This is a genomic window from Saprospiraceae bacterium (genome assembly GCA_016710235.1).
Taxonomy (GTDB): Bacteria; Bacteroidota; Bacteroidia; order Chitinophagales; family Saprospiraceae; genus Vicinibacter.
In genome coordinates, this window is record JADJLG010000001.1 from 2,361,180 (window position 1) to 2,379,085 (window position 17,906).

27 protein-coding genes and 1 pseudogene are annotated in these 17,906 nt (G+C 39.0%); all 28 read left to right on the plus strand.

Annotated elements, in window-relative coordinates; all coding sequences use genetic code 11:
- The first annotated feature begins 2 nt into the window (after positions 1-2).
- Positions 3-764 carry a 30S ribosomal protein S3 gene (gene rpsC, locus IPI99_09430; protein MBK7340736.1) on the plus strand — a complete coding sequence of 254 codons (762 nt, stop codon included), beginning with the start codon at positions 3-5 and terminating at the stop codon, positions 762-764.
- Between the two features lie 60 nt (positions 765-824).
- Positions 825-1,253, plus strand: coding sequence for a 50S ribosomal protein L16 (gene rplP, locus IPI99_09435; GenBank protein MBK7340737.1), 429 nt, complete (start codon positions 825-827; stop codon positions 1,251-1,253).
- A 15-nt stretch (positions 1,254-1,268) separates the two neighbouring features.
- A complete protein-coding gene (rpmC, locus tag IPI99_09440; protein MBK7340738.1) occupies positions 1,269-1,472 on the plus strand; it encodes a 50S ribosomal protein L29 in 204 nt (67 codons plus the stop codon).
- A gap of 29 nt (positions 1,473-1,501) precedes the next feature.
- Positions 1,502-1,756, plus strand: a complete 255-nt coding sequence (gene rpsQ / locus IPI99_09445; protein MBK7340739.1) for a 30S ribosomal protein S17 — start codon at positions 1,502-1,504, stop codon at positions 1,754-1,756.
- A 19-nt stretch (positions 1,757-1,775) separates the two neighbouring features.
- Positions 1,776-2,141, plus strand: coding sequence for a 50S ribosomal protein L14 (gene rplN, locus IPI99_09450; GenBank protein MBK7340740.1), 366 nt, complete (start codon positions 1,776-1,778; stop codon positions 2,139-2,141).
- A gap of 18 nt (positions 2,142-2,159) precedes the next feature.
- A complete protein-coding gene (rplX, locus tag IPI99_09455) occupies positions 2,160-2,465 on the plus strand; it encodes a 50S ribosomal protein L24 (protein ID MBK7340741.1) in 306 nt (101 codons plus the stop codon).
- A gap of 8 nt (positions 2,466-2,473) precedes the next feature.
- On the plus strand, positions 2,474-3,022 hold the full coding sequence (rplE, locus tag IPI99_09460; GenBank protein ID MBK7340742.1) for a 50S ribosomal protein L5: 549 nt from the start codon (positions 2,474-2,476) through the stop codon (positions 3,020-3,022).
- Positions 3,023-3,026: 4 nt separating this feature from the next.
- Positions 3,027-3,296: a 30S ribosomal protein S14 gene (gene rpsN, locus IPI99_09465; GenBank protein MBK7340743.1), complete on the plus strand. Its 270-nt coding sequence runs from the start codon at positions 3,027-3,029 to the stop codon at positions 3,294-3,296.
- A 28-nt stretch (positions 3,297-3,324) separates the two neighbouring features.
- On the plus strand, positions 3,325-3,729 hold the full coding sequence (gene rpsH, locus IPI99_09470) for a 30S ribosomal protein S8 (protein MBK7340744.1): 405 nt from the start codon (positions 3,325-3,327) through the stop codon (positions 3,727-3,729).
- Positions 3,730-3,741: 12 nt separating this feature from the next.
- Complete coding sequence (gene rplF / locus IPI99_09475) at positions 3,742-4,293, plus strand: 50S ribosomal protein L6 (GenBank protein ID MBK7340745.1); 552 nt, start codon at positions 3,742-3,744, stop codon at positions 4,291-4,293.
- 19 nt (positions 4,294-4,312) lie between these two features.
- Positions 4,313-4,666, plus strand: a complete 354-nt coding sequence (rplR, locus tag IPI99_09480) for a 50S ribosomal protein L18 (GenBank protein ID MBK7340746.1) — start codon at positions 4,313-4,315, stop codon at positions 4,664-4,666.
- A gap of 18 nt (positions 4,667-4,684) precedes the next feature.
- The gene (gene rpsE / locus IPI99_09485) at positions 4,685-5,203 is read left to right on the plus strand and encodes a 30S ribosomal protein S5 (protein MBK7340747.1); all 519 of its coding nucleotides are present in this window, start codon (positions 4,685-4,687) and stop codon (positions 5,201-5,203) included.
- 15 nt (positions 5,204-5,218) lie between these two features.
- Positions 5,219-5,398 carry a 50S ribosomal protein L30 gene (rpmD, locus tag IPI99_09490; protein ID MBK7340748.1) on the plus strand — a complete coding sequence of 60 codons (180 nt, stop codon included), beginning with the start codon at positions 5,219-5,221 and terminating at the stop codon, positions 5,396-5,398.
- Positions 5,399-5,404: 6 nt separating this feature from the next.
- Positions 5,405-5,851 (plus strand): 50S ribosomal protein L15, encoded by a 447-nt coding sequence (gene rplO, locus IPI99_09495; GenBank protein ID MBK7340749.1) that lies wholly within the window; start codon positions 5,405-5,407, stop codon positions 5,849-5,851.
- A gap of 80 nt (positions 5,852-5,931) precedes the next feature.
- Positions 5,932-7,296 carry a preprotein translocase subunit SecY gene (secY, locus tag IPI99_09500; protein ID MBK7340750.1) on the plus strand — a complete coding sequence of 455 codons (1,365 nt, stop codon included), beginning with the start codon at positions 5,932-5,934 and terminating at the stop codon, positions 7,294-7,296.
- Positions 7,297-7,308: 12 nt separating this feature from the next.
- Positions 7,309-8,106: a type I methionyl aminopeptidase gene (gene map / locus IPI99_09505; GenBank protein MBK7340751.1), complete on the plus strand. Its 798-nt coding sequence runs from the start codon at positions 7,309-7,311 to the stop codon at positions 8,104-8,106.
- Positions 8,107-8,143: 37 nt separating this feature from the next.
- Entirely contained in the window at positions 8,144-8,362 is a 219-nt protein-coding gene (gene infA / locus IPI99_09510; protein ID MBK7340752.1) for a translation initiation factor IF-1, read from the plus strand.
- An 11-nt stretch (positions 8,363-8,373) separates the two neighbouring features.
- A complete protein-coding gene (gene rpmJ / locus IPI99_09515) occupies positions 8,374-8,490 on the plus strand; it encodes a 50S ribosomal protein L36 (protein MBK7340753.1) in 117 nt (38 codons plus the stop codon).
- Positions 8,491-8,501: 11 nt separating this feature from the next.
- Positions 8,502-8,879 carry a 30S ribosomal protein S13 gene (gene rpsM / locus IPI99_09520; GenBank protein ID MBK7340754.1) on the plus strand — a complete coding sequence of 126 codons (378 nt, stop codon included), beginning with the start codon at positions 8,502-8,504 and terminating at the stop codon, positions 8,877-8,879.
- Between the two features lie 27 nt (positions 8,880-8,906).
- The gene (gene rpsK / locus IPI99_09525) at positions 8,907-9,293 is read left to right on the plus strand and encodes a 30S ribosomal protein S11 (GenBank protein MBK7340755.1); all 387 of its coding nucleotides are present in this window, start codon (positions 8,907-8,909) and stop codon (positions 9,291-9,293) included.
- A 26-nt stretch (positions 9,294-9,319) separates the two neighbouring features.
- Positions 9,320-9,931 carry a 30S ribosomal protein S4 gene (rpsD, locus tag IPI99_09530; protein ID MBK7340756.1) on the plus strand — a complete coding sequence of 204 codons (612 nt, stop codon included), beginning with the start codon at positions 9,320-9,322 and terminating at the stop codon, positions 9,929-9,931.
- Positions 9,932-9,962: 31 nt separating this feature from the next.
- Positions 9,963-10,961, plus strand: coding sequence for a DNA-directed RNA polymerase subunit alpha (locus IPI99_09535; GenBank protein MBK7340757.1), 999 nt, complete (start codon positions 9,963-9,965; stop codon positions 10,959-10,961).
- Between the two features lie 27 nt (positions 10,962-10,988).
- Positions 10,989-11,495, plus strand: a complete 507-nt coding sequence (gene rplQ / locus IPI99_09540) for a 50S ribosomal protein L17 (protein MBK7340758.1) — start codon at positions 10,989-10,991, stop codon at positions 11,493-11,495.
- A gap of 181 nt (positions 11,496-11,676) precedes the next feature.
- Complete coding sequence (gene carA, locus IPI99_09545; protein ID MBK7340759.1) at positions 11,677-12,789, plus strand: glutamine-hydrolyzing carbamoyl-phosphate synthase small subunit; 1,113 nt, start codon at positions 11,677-11,679, stop codon at positions 12,787-12,789.
- Positions 12,790-12,800: 11 nt separating this feature from the next.
- A complete protein-coding gene (eno, locus tag IPI99_09550; protein ID MBK7340760.1) occupies positions 12,801-14,087 on the plus strand; it encodes a phosphopyruvate hydratase in 1,287 nt (428 codons plus the stop codon).
- Between the two features lie 39 nt (positions 14,088-14,126).
- A complete protein-coding gene (locus tag IPI99_09555; protein ID MBK7340761.1) occupies positions 14,127-14,441 on the plus strand; it encodes a hypothetical protein in 315 nt (104 codons plus the stop codon).
- Positions 14,442-14,454: 13 nt separating this feature from the next.
- Entirely contained in the window at positions 14,455-15,336 is an 882-nt protein-coding gene (gene sucD, locus IPI99_09560) for a succinate--CoA ligase subunit alpha (GenBank protein MBK7340762.1), read from the plus strand.
- Positions 15,337-15,556: 220 nt separating this feature from the next.
- Positions 15,557-17,715: pseudogene (locus IPI99_09565) on the plus strand (M3 family metallopeptidase).
- The last annotated feature ends 191 nt before the right edge of the window (positions 17,716-17,906 follow it).

The window sequence follows — 17,906 nt, forward strand, 5'->3', positions numbered from 1 at the left end:
AAATGGGTCAAAAGGCAAATCCAATAGGTAATCGTTTAGGCATCATCAGAGGATGGGAGTCTAACTGGTTTGGAGGCAAAAACATGGCACAAAAAGTAGTTGAGGATGAAAAAATCCGAAATTACCTAACAGCCAGAATTCCAAAAGGTGGAGTAGCTCGAATTGTGATTGAGCGTACGCTCAAGAGAATCACCGTGTCGATCCAAACTTCTCGACCAGGTATTATCATTGGAAAAGGTGGGACTGAAGTTGATAGAATTAAGGAAGAACTTAAAAAACTTTCTGCGCAGGAAGTACAGATCAATATATTGGAGATCAGAAAGCCCGAATTGGATGCTGCGATAGTTGGCGAATCCATTGCAAAGCAGATTGAATCAAGAATAAATTACCGACGAGCTATCAAGATGGCAATACAATCTACAATGAGAGCTGGTGCGGAAGGTATAAAAGTGAGGATATCCGGACGATTGAATGGTGCTGAAATGGCGCGTTCCGAGGAATACAAGGAAGGGAGAATTCCTCTCCATACATTCAGGGCCGATATAGACTACTGTATCAAAGAAGCCCTTACAGTTTATGGTAAAATAGGAATCAAAGTTTGGCTTTGTAAAGGTGAAGTCTTCACGAAGAGAGATTTATCTCCTCTGGTGGGTGTGGCAAAGAAAGACATAAAACCAAAACGAGGCGGTTATGATTCTCCACGTAGAGATGGTGCTGGCAGAGATGGTAGAGAAGGTAGAGAAAACAGAGACAGAAGGAGATAAGCCCATTGAAAAAAAATTTGTAATTTTGCGACTCTTTTGCGAAAAATAAAAAATTGAATTATGTTACAGCCCAAGCGCTTAAAATACAGAAAGCAACAAAAAGGCAGAAATAAAGGTCTCGCACACCGCGGGAGTACGATAGCTTTTGGAACTTTCGGGCTCAAGGCAGTGGATTCAGGAAGACTGACGAACCGCCAGATCGAGGCAGCCAGGGTCGCGATGACCAGGCACATGAAAAGGGAAGGAAATGTTTGGATACGTATATTCCCAGATAAACCAATTACAGCGAAGCCGGCAGAGGTGCGTATGGGTAAAGGTAAAGGTGCCCTAGACCATTATGTGGCTGTAATTAAAGCTGGTGTGATTATGTTTGAAATGGAAGGTGTACCTTATAAAACGGCAGTTGAAGCTTTTGCATTGGCAGCACAGAAATTGCCAATATTGACAAAAGTTGTCGTTCGTAGAGAATTCCAAAGTCTTGTCAATTAATAAACCATTTGAATTATGGGATTAAAAAAATATAGCGAAATCGCAAAACTGGCTTCAGAGACATTGAAGACAGATTTACATATGGCACAGAAAAGTCTGCACCAAAAAAAATTAGATCATGCCATCAAAGGCTTGCAAAATCCTAACGAACTCAATCAGTTACGTAGGGAGATTGCTATGATCCAAACAGAAATCAGAAAACGCGAATTGGCAAATTAAAATACTTCTATATCAATAAAATATCCGAAATGGAAAGAAATCTTCGCAAGCAAAAAACTGGAGTCGTGACTAGCAATAAAATGGAAAAAACTATTGCGGTTACGGTAGAAAAAAGTTTGCTGCATCCCAAGTATGGTAAGTATGTCAAAAAGTCAAAGAAGTACTTTGCCCATGACGAAAAAAATGAATGCAATATTGGCGATTTGGTCCGTATTATGGAGACTCGCCCATTGAGCAAAAATAAATCATGGAGATTAGTTGAAATTTTGAAAAAAGGCGAATAAGCTTTAAAATCCAAATCAAATGATCCAGCAAGAATCAAGATTAAAAGTAGCAGATAATTCAGGTGCCAAGGAAGTACTCTGTATCAGAGTATTGGGAGGTACTGCCAGGAGATATGCTTCGGTAGGAGACAAAATAGTCGTATCCGTAAAATCTGCAACTCCAGGAGGTGTAAAAAAAGGATCTGTTTCTAAGGCAGTTATTGTACGCACAAAAAAGGAAATCAGAAGAAAAGACGGATCTTATATTCGTTTTGACGACAACGCAGTTGTACTCCTTTCAGCATCTGACGAGCCAAGAGGCACGAGGATTTTTGGACCTGTAGCCAGAGAACTCCGTGAAAAAGATTATATGAGAATTGTTTCACTTGCACCAGAAGTGCTTTAAGCGAGTAAAATGATAAAGATCAAAATTAAAAAAGGCGACCAGGTACAAGTCATTGCCGGATCGCACAAAGGCAAAAAAGGTACTGTAAACCTTATCATATCCGCACAAAATAGAGCTATAGTGAGCGGTGTCAATATTATTAAAAAACACGTGAAGCCGGCTAATAATAACCCGGGAGGCATTGTAGAAATGGAAGCACCTCTTCACATTTCAAACCTTGCACTTTTAGATCCTAAATCTCAAAAGCCGACTCGTGTAGGTTACAAAATGGACAAAGGCAAGAAAGTCCGCATTTCTAAACAATCAGGAGAAATTATTAAGTGATGAGCTATATACCGAGGTTAAAAGAGCATTACAAGCAAAATGTCATGCAAGCACTCATGGACGAGTACAAATACAAGTCCATCATGCAGGTGCCAAAACTGCTTAAGATTACAGTAAATCAAGGTGTTGGTAAAGCCACACAAGATAAAAAATTGGTGGACGTAGCTGCAGGAGAAATCAGCCTCATAACTGGACAAAAGCCTGTGCAGACAATGTCGCGAAAGGCGATCTCCAACTTCAAATTAAGAGAAAACATGCCCATCGGTGTTAAAGTAACTCTTAGAGGTGAAAGAATGTATGAGTTTTTGGATCGTCTGATCACTGTGGCACTCCCACGAGTACGTGACTTTCGAGGAATAAGTGACAATAGTTTTGACGGTAGAGGAAATTATACTCTGGGAATCACTGAACAAATTATTTTCCCTGAAATAGACTTAGACAAAATTAATAAAATATCGGGAATGGATATCACATTCGTGACTACCGCTAATACAGACGGAGAAGCATTCTCTTTGTTGAAAGAATTAGGATTACCATTCAAAAATCAAAAGAACTGATCAGATGTCAAAAAAATCTATCATAGCCCGCCAGACAAAACGTGAAAGAATGGTTGAAAAATACCAGGACCTTCGCGCTAAATTGAAAAAGGAAGGAGATTGGGATGCACTGGATAAACTTCCAAAAAATAGTTCTCGTGTGAGATTAAAAAATAGATGCCAACTTACAGGGAGACCTAAAGGATATATCAGAAGGTTTGGTGTTTCCCGATACGTTTTCAGATTGATGGCGTTGGATGGGAAAATTCCGGGAGTAACAAAAGCGAGCTGGTAAGCAAACAGATATTTTAAAAGCAAAGAAAATGGCAGTAACAGATCCAATAGCAGATTTTCTGACACGCGTCAGAAATGCTCAACAAGCAGGTCACCGCGTAGTTGATATTCCTGCATCTAATGAAAAGAAAAAAATTACAGAAATTCTGTACAATAATGGATATATCCTCAAGTATAAATTTGATGATACCGATAACAAGCAAGGTGTTATCAAAATTGCATTGAAATACGATCCCATTACAAAGTTGCCCTCAATTAAATCTCTGGAGCGAATTAGCAAACCAGGTCGCAGATTCTATAGAGGAGTGTCAGAGATTCCAAAAGTAATCAATGGTCTTGGTATAGCAATTGTGTCTACTTCTAAAGGAATTATGACAGACAAAGAAGCGAGAAGAGAGAATGTAGGTGGAGAAGTTTTGTGTTTTGTTTATTAAATAATTCTAGCAATGTCAAGAATTGGAAAAAAAGGCATCGAATTGCCAAAAGGTGTTGAAGTAACTGTAGCTAAGTCTAAAGTTACTATAAAAGGCCCTCGTGGATCAGCTATCCAAAATATCGATCCGGACATGGAAATTAAGGTCGAGGATGGAGCAATAAATATTTTGCGACCAACTGATCAAAAAAGACATAGAGCTTTGCATGGATTGACAAGAGCCTTAGTAGCCAACATGGTGACAGGTGTAAGCACCGGTTTTCGTAAAGAATTGGAACTAGTGGGTGTAGGTTATCGTGTAGCCAACACCGGAAATCTTTTGGAAATGTCAGTCGGTTATTCTCACCCTATTATGTTTGCTATCCCGGATGAATTGAAATTGGAGACTGTCACGGAAAAAGGACAGAATCCGAAGATTATTCTCTCTGGAAATGATAACCAGTTACTGGGTCAAATTTGTGCTAAAATCAGGGGTATGAAACCACCTGAACCATTTAAAGGTAAGGGTATCAAGTTTAGCGGAGAAGTGATCCGTAGAAAAGCAGGAAAAACAGCAGGTAAATAAACAATAAAAATTTTGTGACATGGGCACAACAGGAAAAGCTGAAAAAAGATTAAAGGTTAAATATCGCATACGCAAACGGTTAGAAGGAACAGCTTCCAGACCAAGGTTGTCGGTTTTTAGAAGCAATAAATCAGTTTATTGCCAAATCATCGACGATGCTGCGGGCAAGACTTTGTGTCATGCCACCTCATTGGATAAGTCAGTCAATGGAGTAACCAAAATCGAACAGGCAAAACAAGTAGGTCTCATCATAGCTAAAAAAGCGAAAGATTTGAATTTGGAAGATGTGGTTTTTGACCGTAACGGGTTTTTATATCATGGCAGGATCAAAGCTATCGCTGATGGTGCACGTGAAGGAGGCTTAAAATTTTAATAAAGACTAAACAATAATATGGCAAAATCACATGTAGTCAGAGTAAATGCCAGTGATTCAGAACTGAAGGACAAACTTGTAGTTCTCAATCGTGTGGCAAAAGTGACTAAAGGGGGACGGACTTTTAGCTTTTCAGCTTTGGTAGTTGTAGGCGATGGAAAAGGTGTAGTAGGACATGGACTGGGAAAAGCAAGAGAAGTTTCAGATGCAATCAGTAAAGCAGTTGAAGACGCTAAGAAAAATCTGATCAAAGTACCCGTGTACAAAGGAACTATCTCACATGAGCAGAAGGGGAAGTATGGTGCTGGTAGAGTGTTGATCAAGCCGGCAGCGGATGGAACAGGAGTTATTGCAGGTGGTGCCATGAGAGCTGTTTTGGAAATGGCAGGCGTTCACAATGTATTGGCGAAATCACACGGCTCATCAAATCCTCATAATGTGGTGAAAGCAACGTTGGATGCATTGACTCGGATTAGAAGTCCTCATGTGATTGCAAAAACCCGCAAAATTGAAGTCTCAAAAGTATTCGAAGGCTGATATTAAATTTAGAATATGGCAAAAGTTAAAATTACCCAGGTCAAGAGTGTCATCAAAGCAAATGAACGCCAGAAATTGACAATGCAAGCTTTGGGATTAAGAAATGTTCATGACTCAGTGGAATTGGAGTTTACTCCACAAATTAAAGGCATGACAGACAAATTAAGGCATCTTTTAACAATAGAAAAGATCTAAACTATTATGGAATTACATAATCTAAGACCAGCTAAAGGCGCAATCAAGAAACGCAAAAGAATCGCTCGAGGCGAAGGATCCGGTCATGGTGGTACTGCGACAAAAGGTCACAAAGGAATGAAAGCCCGTTCAGGTGCAAAATCTACTAAGAATTTTGAAGGGGGTCAAACGCCTTTGCAAAGACGATTGCCTAAAATAGGTTTTAAGAATATTTCTACCAAAGAATATGTTACATTTAACTTGGATCAAATCCAAGACCTTGCGACTAAACATGGGCTTTCAACATTTGACCATGAAACTTTGCGTAAGTATCGTTTAGTTGGTAAGAATGACCAAATTAAAATATTAGGCCGAGGTGAGTTGAGTTCTTCAATCCACATCAAAGCAAATAAAGCAACAGCATCTGCCGGCGAAAAAGTAAAAGCAAGCGGCGGAACTCTAGAAATTGTTTGATTTTCTACACTGCAGTCATTCTCACAGGTCAGTTGAATAAAGTGAACCAAAAAGTAATGACGCAACCAAAACAAGTATAAATGAAAAAATTTATTGAAACGCTGCAGCATATTTGGAGTATAAAAGAATTGCGTGATAAAATTGTTTACACGCTTTTATTGCTTTTAGTCTTCAGATTGGGTTCATTTATCGTATTGCCGGGAGTGAATGCTGAAGCGCTCAAGAACAAATCTAACAGTGCAAATAGTTTATTTGGTTTGATCAACACGTACACAGGTGGTGCATTTGATCAGGCGTCCGTTTTTGCCTTGGGTATTATGCCATACATTACGGCATCTATCATCGTGCAACTTCTTGGATTTGCGGTGCCATATTTCCAAAGATTACAACAGAAAGAAGGCGAGAGCGGAAGACGAAAACTCAATCAAATTACACGATTACTTACCGTTTTAATTACACTTGTTCAAGGTGGTGGTTATCTGACTTATATTCACTCTCTCGGTGTTGTAAATCCGGATATGAGCGGTTTTACGTTTTGGTTTGCGAATAGTATCATCCTCGCAACTGGTACGATATTCTGTATGTGGTTAGGAGAAAGAATTACTGACAGAGGTATTGGTAATGGTACATCAATGATAATTATGATCGGTATCATTTCAAGGTTGCCGGGTGCATTTGCATTCGAACTTCAATCCCAGCTTGCCAATAATGGACTGATATTGTTTATATTTGAATTGGTGATTCTTTTCCTGATTATAATAATTTCAATATTGATCGTTCAGGGTGTTCGAAAAATTCCGATACAATTTGCAAAGAGGATGGTAGGCCGTGGAGCTGGATCTATGCCAATCAATACAGATCGTGATTATATTCCACTGAAGGTTAATGCTGCCGGTGTAATGCCAATTATTTTCGCTCAGGCAATTACTTTCCTGCCATTGACAGCAGTCCAATATTTAAGTGGAGACCCTGCATTCGGATCGACTGGAGTATTGAGAGAATTGACCGACCCATATGGTTTCTGGCACAATTTGCTGACATTTGTATTGGTTGTAGTGTTTACTTATATTTATACAGCCTTGATCGTTAATCCACAAAACTATGCAGAGTATCTCAAGAGAAATAATGCATTTGTCCCTGGAATAAAGCCAGGTGAAGATACTGAAGAATACATCGATACGACCACTACACGCATTACATTACCTGGATCTATTTTTCTAGGTTTTGTAACCATTATTCCTGCAATTGCGGTGTTATTTGGTGTCAATTCCAATTTCGCCAGGTTCTTTGGAGGTTCCTCGGTGCTGATCTTAGTAGGTGTGGTACTAGATACTTTGGCTCAGATAGAATCCTATCTTTTGATGAAAAAGTATGATGGATTAGTGAAATCTGGAAGAATTGAAGGTAGGACAAGCACCGGAGGTATCGGACCTTCAATAGGATAGAATACCAGCGCAATGATATACCTCAAAACTGAGGAGGAACTTCAGAAAATTAAAGCAAGCAGTTTATTGGTCAGCGAAACGCTTGCATTGATGGCGTCCTTATTGAAGCCGGGTATTACCGGAAAACAATTAGATGTTCAAGCATATGAGTTTATCCGCTCCCAAGGAGCGAAACCTTCATTTTTAGGTTATAATGGATTTCCTGCTACACTTTGTATTTCAAAGAATGAGGAGGTCGTCCATGGCATCCCCAACGATCAGCCTTTCAAAGAAGGCGATATCATATCTGTGGATTGTGGAGTTTTCTTTAATGGATTTCATGGTGATTCGGCATATACATTTGTCTTGGGCCAACCCAATGATGACATTGTCAGATTGATGAAAGTTACTCAAGAATGCCTCTATTTGGGAATTGCTGCAGCCAAAGAAGGTAATCGCATCGGAGATATCAGTTATGCGGTCCAATATCATGCAGAGCAAAAGCATCAGTTTGGAGTGGTGAGAGAGTTGGTGGGCCACGGTATTGGAAGATCGTTGCATGAGCCTCCTGAAGTCCCAAATTTTGGGAAATCAGGCCGAGGAGTGCTATTGAAGCAAGGTATGACACTTGCTATTGAGCCGATGATCAATCTCGGGACTAAGAATGTCAAACATTTGAAAGACGGTTGGACAGTAGTTACCGCCGATCGTAAACCTTCAGCACATTATGAGCATACTATTGCTGTGGGTAAAGAAGGCGCAATATTACTGTCGGATCATTCAAAAATAGAAGAAAAAGTTAAAAATAATACTAATTTGTACGCAGTCTAAAGAAAAAGTGCGATATTTGCACTCCGAATTTTGTAAAATGGCCAAAAAGAACCTAATCCAACAGGATGGAACGATTGAAGAAGCTCTTTCCAACGCAATGTTTAGGGTCAGATTACAAAATGATCATTTAATCATAGCCACCATTTCAGGAAAAATGAGGATGAATTATATTCGAATTTTACCGGGAGATAAAGTGGCTGTAGAAATGAGTCCATATGATCTAACAAGAGGAAGGATCACTTTTAGGTATAGATAAAGTCAAAAGGTATGAAAGTTCGTACATCAGTAAAGAAAAGAACCGCAGATTGCAAGTTTGTTCGTCGTAAGGGCAAGCTGTATATTATCAATAAAAAGAATCCAAAGTTTAAACAACGTCAGGGATAAACTCATAAGGTATGGCGCGTATAGCAGGAATTGATTTACCAAAATCCAAGAGGGGCCTCATAGGCCTTACTTACATTTATGGCATAGGAAGAGCGACTTCAGCCAAAATATTAGAGGACCTCAAAATTGATCACAATATCCGTGTTCAAGACTGGTCTAATGATCAGATTCAGTCCATACAAAAGGCTATTCAGGACGATTATAAAGTAGAAGGAGAGTTGCGTTCTGAGGTTCAACTCAGCATCAAACGATTGATGGATATTGCCTGTTACAGAGGTATTCGGCATAGAAAAGGTCTTCCTGTGAGAGGTCAGCAGACAAAGACCAACGCACGTACCCGTAAAGGAAAGAGAAAAACAGTGGCAAACAAGAAAAAAGTTACGAAGTAATCTACTGCTTCCCGCAATAAATATATTATGGCAAAAGGTAAAAAAGCAAAAAAGAGGAAAGTTAAAGTTGATTCAGAAGGCTTTGCATATATACAAGCTTCATTCAACAACATTATTGTTTCATTGTGTAACCGCGCCGGTGAAGTAATTTCATGGGGTTCTGCCGGAAAATCTGGATTCAGAGGTTCCAAAAAGAATACTCCCTATGCAGCCCAAATGGCAGCTAATGATGCTGCTGCTGTTGCATTTGAAGCAGGAATGAAAACCGCAGAAGTTTATGTCAAAGGACCCGGTTCCGGAAAAGAAGCAGCAATTCGTGCGATAGACAGTTCCGGCATAAAGATTATGAAAATCACCGACTTAACTCCAATTCCTCACAATGGCTGTAGGCCGCCGAAACACAGAAGAGTTTAATTTTCCATTATTACGACAAGCAGATTATGGCAAGATATACTGGTCCAGTTACAAAAAAATCTCGAGCATTTGGTCAATCCCTTATCGGATATGACAAATCATTTGAACGCAAAAAATACCCACCGGGACAGCATGGGCCGTCTCGAAAGAAAAAACAAAAGTCCGATTATGCTGTTCAGCTTGTTGAAAAGCAGAAGGCTAAATATACATACGGAGTTTTAGAAAGACAGTTCCGAAATATCTTTCATGATGCCCATAAGAAGGGTGGAGTAACAGGTGAAAATTTGCTTCAATACCTTGAGGCAAGATTGGACAACACAGTCTATCGCCTTGGAATTTCCGCTACAAGAAAGGGATCACGACAGTTAGTTTCACACAGACACATCACTGTCAACGGACGTGTTGTAAATATTCCTTCTTATAGATTACTTCCAGGAGACGTGATTGCAGTACGCGGCAAGTCCCAATCTATGGATCATATTCATCATCAAGTTGCGCAAAAATCTGATGTGAGAAAATTCCCATGGGTAGAATGGAACGCAGATAAGATGGAAGGTAAATTTTTACAATACCCTTCGCGTGATCAAATTCCTGAAGTGATCAATGAGCAGTTGATCGTCGAATTGTATTCAAAATAATCTTGTTCTTTACAAATTATCACCATTAGTTATGAGTATTCTTAACTTTCAGAAGCCGGAAAAAATCATTCTTCAAAAATCAAATGATTTTGAAGGCTCCTTTGAGTTCAAACCACTAGAGCCGGGATTCGGACAAACTATTGGAAACTCACTCAGAAGGATCCTTTTGTCTTCTCTGGAAGGCTATGCGATATCATATGTGCGTATCGCAGGCGTGGATCATGAATTCTCTACCATCAAAGGTGTTATCGAAGATGTAGTGGAAATCATTTTAAATCTTAAAAAGGTAAGGTTAAAACCACGAAACTTCAGTGAAGATATCAAAGAGCAGAAAATTTATCTTTCGCTCAGCGGAAAAGACAGTTTTAAAGCTGGCGAAATTGAAGCAAACACAAATATTTTTCAAGTGACAAACCCTGATCAGGTCATTTGTCACATGGAACCTTTTGTTAATCTTGAGATAGAACTTACGATTACAAAGGGCCGAGGTTACGTGCCTGCTGATGAAAACGTGAGTAAAGAATTGCCCATCGGTGTAATACCGGTAGATTCAATTTATACTCCGATCAAAAATGTATCGTATTCCATTGCAAATACGCGTGTGGGTCAAAAGACAGACTACGAAAAACTTAACCTTACTATTCAAACAGATGGTACAATCCATCCGGAAGAAGCCGTAAAAGAAGCATCTCGTATAATGATCCAACATCTTTTATTGATAACTGATGAAAACATCACCTTTGAAGATGCAGTGCGTAAAGAAGACACAATCGTGGATGAACATGTGTTACACATGCGCAAATTGCTCAAGACACCTTTGGAGGATCTGGACCTTTCTGTGAGAGCATATAACTGTCTTAAAGCGGCAAAGATCAATTCACTTGGTGAAATGGTAAAGTATGACAAAGACGAACTATTGAAGTTCCGTAACTTCGGTAAGAAATCTTTGGTCGAAATAGAAGAGTTACTGCAAAGTAAATCACTCAGTTTCGGGATGGACCTGAGCAAGTATAAACTGGACGAAGAATAATTGTAAGTAAATAAAAAATTCTCAGGCATGAGACATGGTAAGAAATTCAATCACCTCAGCAGAAAAAAGGGACATCGCGTAGCCTTACTTCGCAACTTGGCTGCGGCATTGATCAAAAACAAAAGAATTACAACGACGCTTGCTAAAGCAAAAGCGCTTAGACAATACATAGAACCTCTGGCAACTAAAGCCAAAACCAATTCTACACATTCGCGTAGGACAGTTTTCTCCTATCTTCAAAGTAAAGATTCAATCGAAGAGTTATTCGGTGCAGTAGCAGAGAAAATTGCTGCTAGACCTGGAGGATATACGAGAGTGATCCGTACAGGCTTTAGAAAAGGAGATGGGGCAGAGATGGCTATGATTGAATTCGTCGATTTCAACAGCACCATGGTATCTGCGTCAAAAGCATCTGAAGTGAAACAAGCTTCTAAGCGTAAAACCAGACGTAGCAAGACTAAAAAGACAGAAGATGGAGCAAATAACGAAAGTAATGCTCCTGAAACTAAGGAAACTGAAGAATCAAATGCATAATTATAAAAAAGCGGCCAAGTGCCGCTTTTTTTTTTACCCTATCAAGTCGAATTTTGAATAATTCCGGATTGATCAGTCAATATGATACCTATTAGAAATTCAAGCTTAAAAATTGAGATAATCTGAAAGCGTGCACATCCGTTATTCATATATTTGCGTTATTTATATATAATCCGATTGCATGAATCGTGAAGAAAATAAGCCTGCTTTACTCCTACTTCAAGATGGAACCTTATTTAGTGGAAAATCTTGTGGAGCCATTGGCACAACCGGGGGTGAAATCTGTTTCAATACGGGTATGACGGGTTACCAGGAAATCTTTACTGATCCAAGTTACTTCGGACAGATAATGGTGATGTCCAACGTACATATAGGTAATTATGGAGCTTTTGAGCAGGATAATGAATCTTCTAAGGTATACATTAATGGATTAGTGTGTAGGAATTTTTCAAGTTTTCCAAGCAGACCATTAGCAAACTCTTCCCTTCAAGAATATCTTGAAACCAACCACATAGTCGGAATAAGTGACATTGATACCCGTAAATTGGTATCTCATATTAGGCAGAATGGCCTTATGAACGCTGTTATCTCTTCAGAGATACTTGACATTGATGTATTGAAGCATAGACTGAATGATGTGCCAAATATGTCGGGTCTAGAGTTAGCCAGTCAGGTAACAACGAATCAGTTTTATGACTATAGAATCGTGGATGGATCAAAAAAATTAGCAGTACTTGACTTCGGAATTAAAAAAAGTATACTCGAGCAACTGGCAGCATTCCCTTTAACTATAAGAGTGTTTCCCGCAAAGAGTAGTTTTGATGAATTGCAAAATTGGCAGCCTGACGCATTTTTTTTATCAAACGGACCCGGCGACCCAGCACCGATGTCATACGCCATTGAATTGACAAAGCAATTGATTTCTACCAAAAAACCAATTTTCGGAATCTGCTTAGGACATCAAATTCTATCACTTGCTTTTGGCGTAAATACCTATAAAATGCATCACGGGCACCATGGGGTTAATCATCCCGTATTAAATCTTGAAACCGGCTTGGGTGAAATCTCGAGCCAAAATCATGGTTTTGCAGTAGATAACGCCGCCCTCCAATCTCGAACTGAACTAATGGTGACTCATCGTAATCTAAATGATGATACAGTGGAAGGCATCAGGCATATCACATTGCCTGTTTTTGGGATACAATACCATCCAGAAGCAGGACCTGGTCCGCATGATTCCAGATATTTGTTCAAGCAGTTTTTTCAAAGCATAGATTCAGGATCTAACAATTAAAAATAAGTGGAATGAGCATTATTGTCGATGTATTGGCGAGACAAGTTTTAGACAGCCGCGGTTTTCCAACTGTTGAAGCTGACATTATTTTGGAGAATGGAATTCGCGGCAGAGCAATAGTGCCTTCTGGGGCTTCAACTGGCAAACATGAGGCCGTTGAACTGCGAGATGGTGACAAATCTTATTTTTTAGGGAAAGGAGTAATGAAGGCAGTAGATCATGTCAATGATGATTTATCAGAGTTACTTATCGGTATGGATGTAACAGATCAGAGATTGATAGATGAAACAATTATTGAAGCTGACGGAACGAAAAATAAAGGGAACCTCGGGGCCAATGCTTTGCTTTCTGTCTCCCTTGCAGCTGCGAAAGCTGCAGCGAAATATTCTGAACTGTCATTATTTCGATACATTGGAGGAACAAATGCACACCTTTTGCCGGTGCCCATGATGAATATCATCAACGGTGGAATGCATGCAGATAATAAATTGGACTTTCAGGAATTTATGATCATGCCTGTTGGCGCAGAAAGTTTTGCCGAAGGATTGAGGATGGGAGTTGAAGTTTTCCAACATTTAAAGACTGTACTCAAGTCAAAGTCATATTCTACAAATGTTGGGGATGAAGGAGGTTTTGCACCTGAGCTCAAATCCAATGAAGAAGCAATTGAGATAATATTGACAGCTATTCTAAAGGCTGGTTATAAAGCCGGTAAAGATATTTTCCTTGCTATGGATGCTGCGGTTACAGAGATGTTTGAACCCAAGAAAGGAATTTATAAGTTTCATAAGTCAGGCTCAAAGGATCTTAGCACTTCAGCTATGATCGACTTGTGGTCTTCTTGGGTAAAACAGTATCCTATATTCTCCATTGAAGATGGCTTAGCAGAAGATGACTGGTCAGGTTGGAAGGAGCTGACAGCAACGCTGGGTGATAAAATCCAACTTGTGGGTGATGATTTATTTGTGACCAATACCGATAGGTTGCGTAAAGGAATAGCAGAAAAATGTGCTAATTCTTTATTGGTAAAAGTAAACCAAATAGGTACTTTGACTGAAACCATCGACGCCGTACAACTCGCCCAAAGAAATCGCTATTCTACAGTAATGAGCCATCGGTCGGGTGAAACAGAAGATACAACCATAGCTGATCTAGCTGTTGCGCTCAACACAGGTCAAATCAAAACGGGATCTGCTTCCAGAAGTGACAGAATTGCCAAATACAATCAGTTACTGAGAATAGAAGAAGAACTGGGAAGTCAGGCAAGTTATGCCGGTAAAAATATACTTAATAAGTAATTATCATGTATATTTGCCTCATTATTAAGAACTCACAAAATGAAAACTACGAAAACTGCCAAGGGGTTCGAAATATTTGTTTACCTATGGCGACATAAAATTTTGCTTGCTGTGATCACTTTCGTGATTTATCTGGGCTTTTTTGATAAGTATAATTTTTCTACCCAATACAAATTACAAAAGTCTGTGCGAAAGCTTGAGAGAGAAAAAGCAAAATACCTTGAGCTCACAGAAGATGCAAAGAAAGACAAACTGGATATTGAGAAAAATTTTGAGAAATTTGCACGCGAAAGGTATTTGATGTCAAGAAAAGACGAAGATGTTTTTGTCATCGAAAAACAAAAGAAAAATTAACTGATCGAAAGGTATGAGCGTTTTAGTAAACAAGAATTCAAAAATCATTGTACAAGGATTCACAGGAAAAGAGGGTACATTTCATGCTGAGCAAATGATTCAGTACGGTACTCAGGTTGTAGGAGGTGTAACTCCCGGTAAGGGTGGACAAACTCATCTTGACCGACCTGTGTTTAACACTGTTAAAGAGGCGGTTGATCAAGTCGGTGCCGATACTTCATTAATCTTTGTTCCACCGGCATTTGCCGCAGATGCCATTATGGAGGCTGCTGAAGCAGGTATCACAGTGATCATCTGCATCACTGAAGGAGTACCTGTCCAAGACATGATCAAGGTGAAAGATTACATCAGTAAGTATCCATGCAGGTTAATAGGACCGAATTGTCCTGGTGTTATTACGCCGGATGAAGCAAAAGTGGGCATCATGCCCGGGTTTATTCACAGAAAAGGCCGTATTGGAATTGTTTCAAGATCAGGAACTCTTACATATGAAGCTGTCGATCAAGTTACCAAAGCTGGAATGGGACAATCCACATGTATTGGAATAGGAGGAGATCCTATACCTGGTACAACTACTTTGGAAGCCGTCCAAATGCTTATGGCTGATTTCGAGACAGATGGAATTGTAATGATCGGTGAGATTGGTGGTAGTATGGAGACTGAAGCTGCACTTTGGATAAAAGAATATGGAAACAAACCTGTGGTTGGATTTATAGCAGGACAAACTGCCCCAAAAGGAAGAAAAATGGGTCACGCAGGTGCCATCATTGGTGGAGCACAGGATACTGCTGAAGCAAAAATGAAGATCATGAGTGAATGTGGTATTCATGTAGTAGCTTCTCCCGCAAATATTGGTGTGACCATGAAGAAGGCTCTGGAGAATGTATCTTCCTAGGAATTCTAATGATTGAATATTGATCGTTAAATGAAAGCACTATAATTATAGACATTTATTAATTTTTCAATATTCAATAATTTCATATTTTCCCTACCGGTTTATATAATTTTGCGAAGCAATGAAAAAAATTAAACCATCAGTTTTATTTTTTTTCTTCTTGAAATAAACTCAGTTTACAAAGTAAATTAATATCTCTTTTTACACAAAATGCAAATAAATGAAGAAGCTTTTTTTAGGTATCATTTTAATTTCAGTGATTGCCATTAGCTGCAAGCAAAACAATAAAACCAATGATCAATCTTCACAAGCAACTCAGTCGAAACAAGTGAATACGCTGGCGATGTCTCAGGTTTGGCAGGGACCTTATGGAGGAGTACCGCCTTTTGATAAAGTAGTTATCAGTGATTTCGTATCGGCGTTGGAGTCCGGAATGGATGAAAAAGAAAAGAGATTCAAGCGATTATCGATAATCCACAAGCTGCTAGTTTTGAAAATACAATTTTAGCATTAGAGAAAACAGGACAAACATTGAAAAGGGTTCAGGCAATTTATTATATCTGGACAAGCAATATGTCTAATCCTGAAATGGATTCAATACAAACTCTGATGGAACCAAGATTTGCCTCGTTCAATGATTCCATTATCCAAAATAAAGCCTTGTTTGCAAAGATTGAAGAGGTAAATAACAATGCAAAATCAATACAACTCACCGATGAACAGAAAAGATTATTGTGGAGGTATTATACGACTTTTACATTGGCAGGAGCTAAACTTGATGAAAATTCTAAAGTAAGAGTTGCAGAAATCAATCAAAAACTTGCAGGGCTGTTTACTCAATTTAGTCAAAATCAACTGGCAGATGAATCGGACAAATTTCAGTTAATCACAAACGAAAAGGATCTGGACGGACTGCCTGAGAATTTAAAAGCTGCGGCAGCACAGCTCGCTGAGTCAAAAAATAAAAAAGGGAATTGGATAATTGCTAATACAAGGTCAGCTGTGGAGCCTTTCCTAACCTTTGCAAATAACAGAGCTCTAAGAGAAAAAGTGTGGACAATGTTTGTAAACAGAGGTGACAATGGAGATGCCAATGATAATAACAAAATCATTCCGGAAATCCTTCATCTTAGAGCTGAAAGAGCAAAATTACTTGGATACAAAACTCATGCTCACCTTCGCCTCGCAGATAAAATGGCTCAAACGCCGGAACGTGCTATGGCTTTGCTCGAATCCGTATGGACTCCGGCAGTCAACCGTGTCAAAGAAGAAGTTAAAGACATGCAAGCTATTGCCGACAAAAATGGTGATAAAATTAAGATTGAACCATGGGACTACAGGTATTATGCTGAAAAAGTAAGAAAGGCAAAGTATGATCTTGACCAAAATGAAATCAAGCAATACCTGCAGTTAGAGAAATTAAGAGAAGGAATGTTTTATGTAGCTGGAGAGTTATTTGATTTGTCTTTTAAGCAAATAGATGGTATTCCTGTTTTTCAATCTGATGTTAGGGTATTCGAGGTGACCAATAAAACAAGTGGCAAGCACGTAGGGCTTTGGTATTTTGATCCTTATGCAAGACAAGGTAAGAGATCAGGCGCCTGGATGACAGCATACCGAGAACAAGAGAAACTCAACGGAGATATTTCGACAATTGTTTCTAATAATTGTAATTTCATTAAGGGACAAGCAAACGAACCAATTTTAATTTCTTGGGATGATGCTGAGACCTTGTTTCATGAGTTTGGTCATGCTCTGCATGGATTGTGTTCACAAGTAAATTATCCGAGCTTATCCGGAACTAATGTTGCTACAGACTATGTAGAATTTCCTTCGCAAATTTTAGAAAGATGGTTGTCTACTCCTGAAGTACTACAAAAATTTGCCATACATTATAAAACAGGAGAACCGATGCCGGAAGCATTATTAAAAAAAATTCAGGCTGCTTCCAAATTTAACCAAGGCTTTGGTACAGTGGAATACTTAGCCAGCGCACTCATTGATATGAAGTTGCACCTTGCAGGAGATACGCTTATCGACCCTGACAAATTTGAAAAAGAAACTTTAGCTGCATTAAAAATGCCTAAGGAGATAGTGATGAGACATCGAACTCCTCAATTCGGTCATATTTTTGCCGATGATGGTTATTCAGCCGGGTATTACAGTTATTTATGGTCTGATGTAATCAGTGCGGATGCTTATGAAGCTTTTACAGAAGCCAAGGGTGGCCCATATGACAAAGAAGTTGCAAAACGACTATTGGATTATGTTTTCAGCGTTGGAGGTACTATGGAAGAATCGGAGGCTTATCGAAAATTCAGAGGAAAAGATCCAAACAAAGATGCCTTGATGAGAAACAGAGGATTTATTTCTAAGTAGAATTATCCCTGCTCAGGATTTTTTCTCATTTTAGGGTCTACGAATAATGTAGAGTATGCGATGTTATTGCAGTTAGAGTTTATGAACCATTGTGTCAATTTTTGATTGTCTCATATATCAAAATCAAAAAGGTAAAGCTTTAATTTCGGGAATTTATTTTTATGCTATAAAGCACTAAATGAAATTAATTG

Bases quoted from the DNA above. Each gene is read 5' to 3' on its own strand.
- rpsC (MBK7340736.1), top strand. From the start codon at position 3: ATGGGTCAAAAGGCAAATCCAATAGGTAATCGTTTAGGCATCATCAGA.
- rpsH (MBK7340744.1), top strand. From the start codon at position 3,325: ATGGCAGTAACAGATCCAATAGCAGATTTTCTGACACGCGTCAGAAAT.
- rplO (MBK7340749.1), top strand. From the start codon at position 5,405: ATGGAATTACATAATCTAAGACCAGCTAAAGGCGCAATCAAGAAACGC.
- rpsK (MBK7340755.1), top strand. From the start codon at position 8,907: ATGGCAAAAGGTAAAAAAGCAAAAAAGAGGAAAGTTAAAGTTGATTCA.
- carA (MBK7340759.1), top strand. From the start codon at position 11,677: ATGAATCGTGAAGAAAATAAGCCTGCTTTACTCCTACTTCAAGATGGA.
- eno (MBK7340760.1), top strand. From the start codon at position 12,801: ATGAGCATTATTGTCGATGTATTGGCGAGACAAGTTTTAGACAGCCGC.
- rplR (MBK7340746.1), top strand. From the start codon at position 4,313: ATGGGCACAACAGGAAAAGCTGAAAAAAGATTAAAGGTTAAATATCGC.
- rpsE (MBK7340747.1), top strand. From the start codon at position 4,685: ATGGCAAAATCACATGTAGTCAGAGTAAATGCCAGTGATTCAGAACTG.
- rpsM (MBK7340754.1), top strand. From the start codon at position 8,502: ATGGCGCGTATAGCAGGAATTGATTTACCAAAATCCAAGAGGGGCCTC.
- rplF (MBK7340745.1), top strand. From the start codon at position 3,742: ATGTCAAGAATTGGAAAAAAAGGCATCGAATTGCCAAAAGGTGTTGAA.
- rpmD (MBK7340748.1), top strand. From the start codon at position 5,219: ATGGCAAAAGTTAAAATTACCCAGGTCAAGAGTGTCATCAAAGCAAAT.
- secY (MBK7340750.1), top strand. From the start codon at position 5,932: ATGAAAAAATTTATTGAAACGCTGCAGCATATTTGGAGTATAAAAGAA.
- rplP (MBK7340737.1), top strand. From the start codon at position 825: ATGTTACAGCCCAAGCGCTTAAAATACAGAAAGCAACAAAAAGGCAGA.
- IPI99_09555 (MBK7340761.1), top strand. From the start codon at position 14,127: ATGAAAACTACGAAAACTGCCAAGGGGTTCGAAATATTTGTTTACCTA.
- rpsD (MBK7340756.1), top strand. From the start codon at position 9,320: ATGGCAAGATATACTGGTCCAGTTACAAAAAAATCTCGAGCATTTGGT.
- sucD (MBK7340762.1), top strand. From the start codon at position 14,455: ATGAGCGTTTTAGTAAACAAGAATTCAAAAATCATTGTACAAGGATTC.
- IPI99_09535 (MBK7340757.1), top strand. From the start codon at position 9,963: ATGAGTATTCTTAACTTTCAGAAGCCGGAAAAAATCATTCTTCAAAAA.
- rpmJ (MBK7340753.1), top strand. From the start codon at position 8,374: ATGAAAGTTCGTACATCAGTAAAGAAAAGAACCGCAGATTGCAAGTTT.
- rpsQ (MBK7340739.1), top strand. From the start codon at position 1,502: ATGGAAAGAAATCTTCGCAAGCAAAAAACTGGAGTCGTGACTAGCAAT.
- infA (MBK7340752.1), top strand. From the start codon at position 8,144: ATGGCCAAAAAGAACCTAATCCAACAGGATGGAACGATTGAAGAAGCT.
- rpsN (MBK7340743.1), top strand. From the start codon at position 3,027: ATGTCAAAAAAATCTATCATAGCCCGCCAGACAAAACGTGAAAGAATG.
- rpmC (MBK7340738.1), top strand. From the start codon at position 1,269: ATGGGATTAAAAAAATATAGCGAAATCGCAAAACTGGCTTCAGAGACA.
- rplN (MBK7340740.1), top strand. From the start codon at position 1,776: ATGATCCAGCAAGAATCAAGATTAAAAGTAGCAGATAATTCAGGTGCC.
- rplQ (MBK7340758.1), top strand. From the start codon at position 10,989: ATGAGACATGGTAAGAAATTCAATCACCTCAGCAGAAAAAAGGGACAT.
- map (MBK7340751.1), top strand. From the start codon at position 7,309: ATGATATACCTCAAAACTGAGGAGGAACTTCAGAAAATTAAAGCAAGC.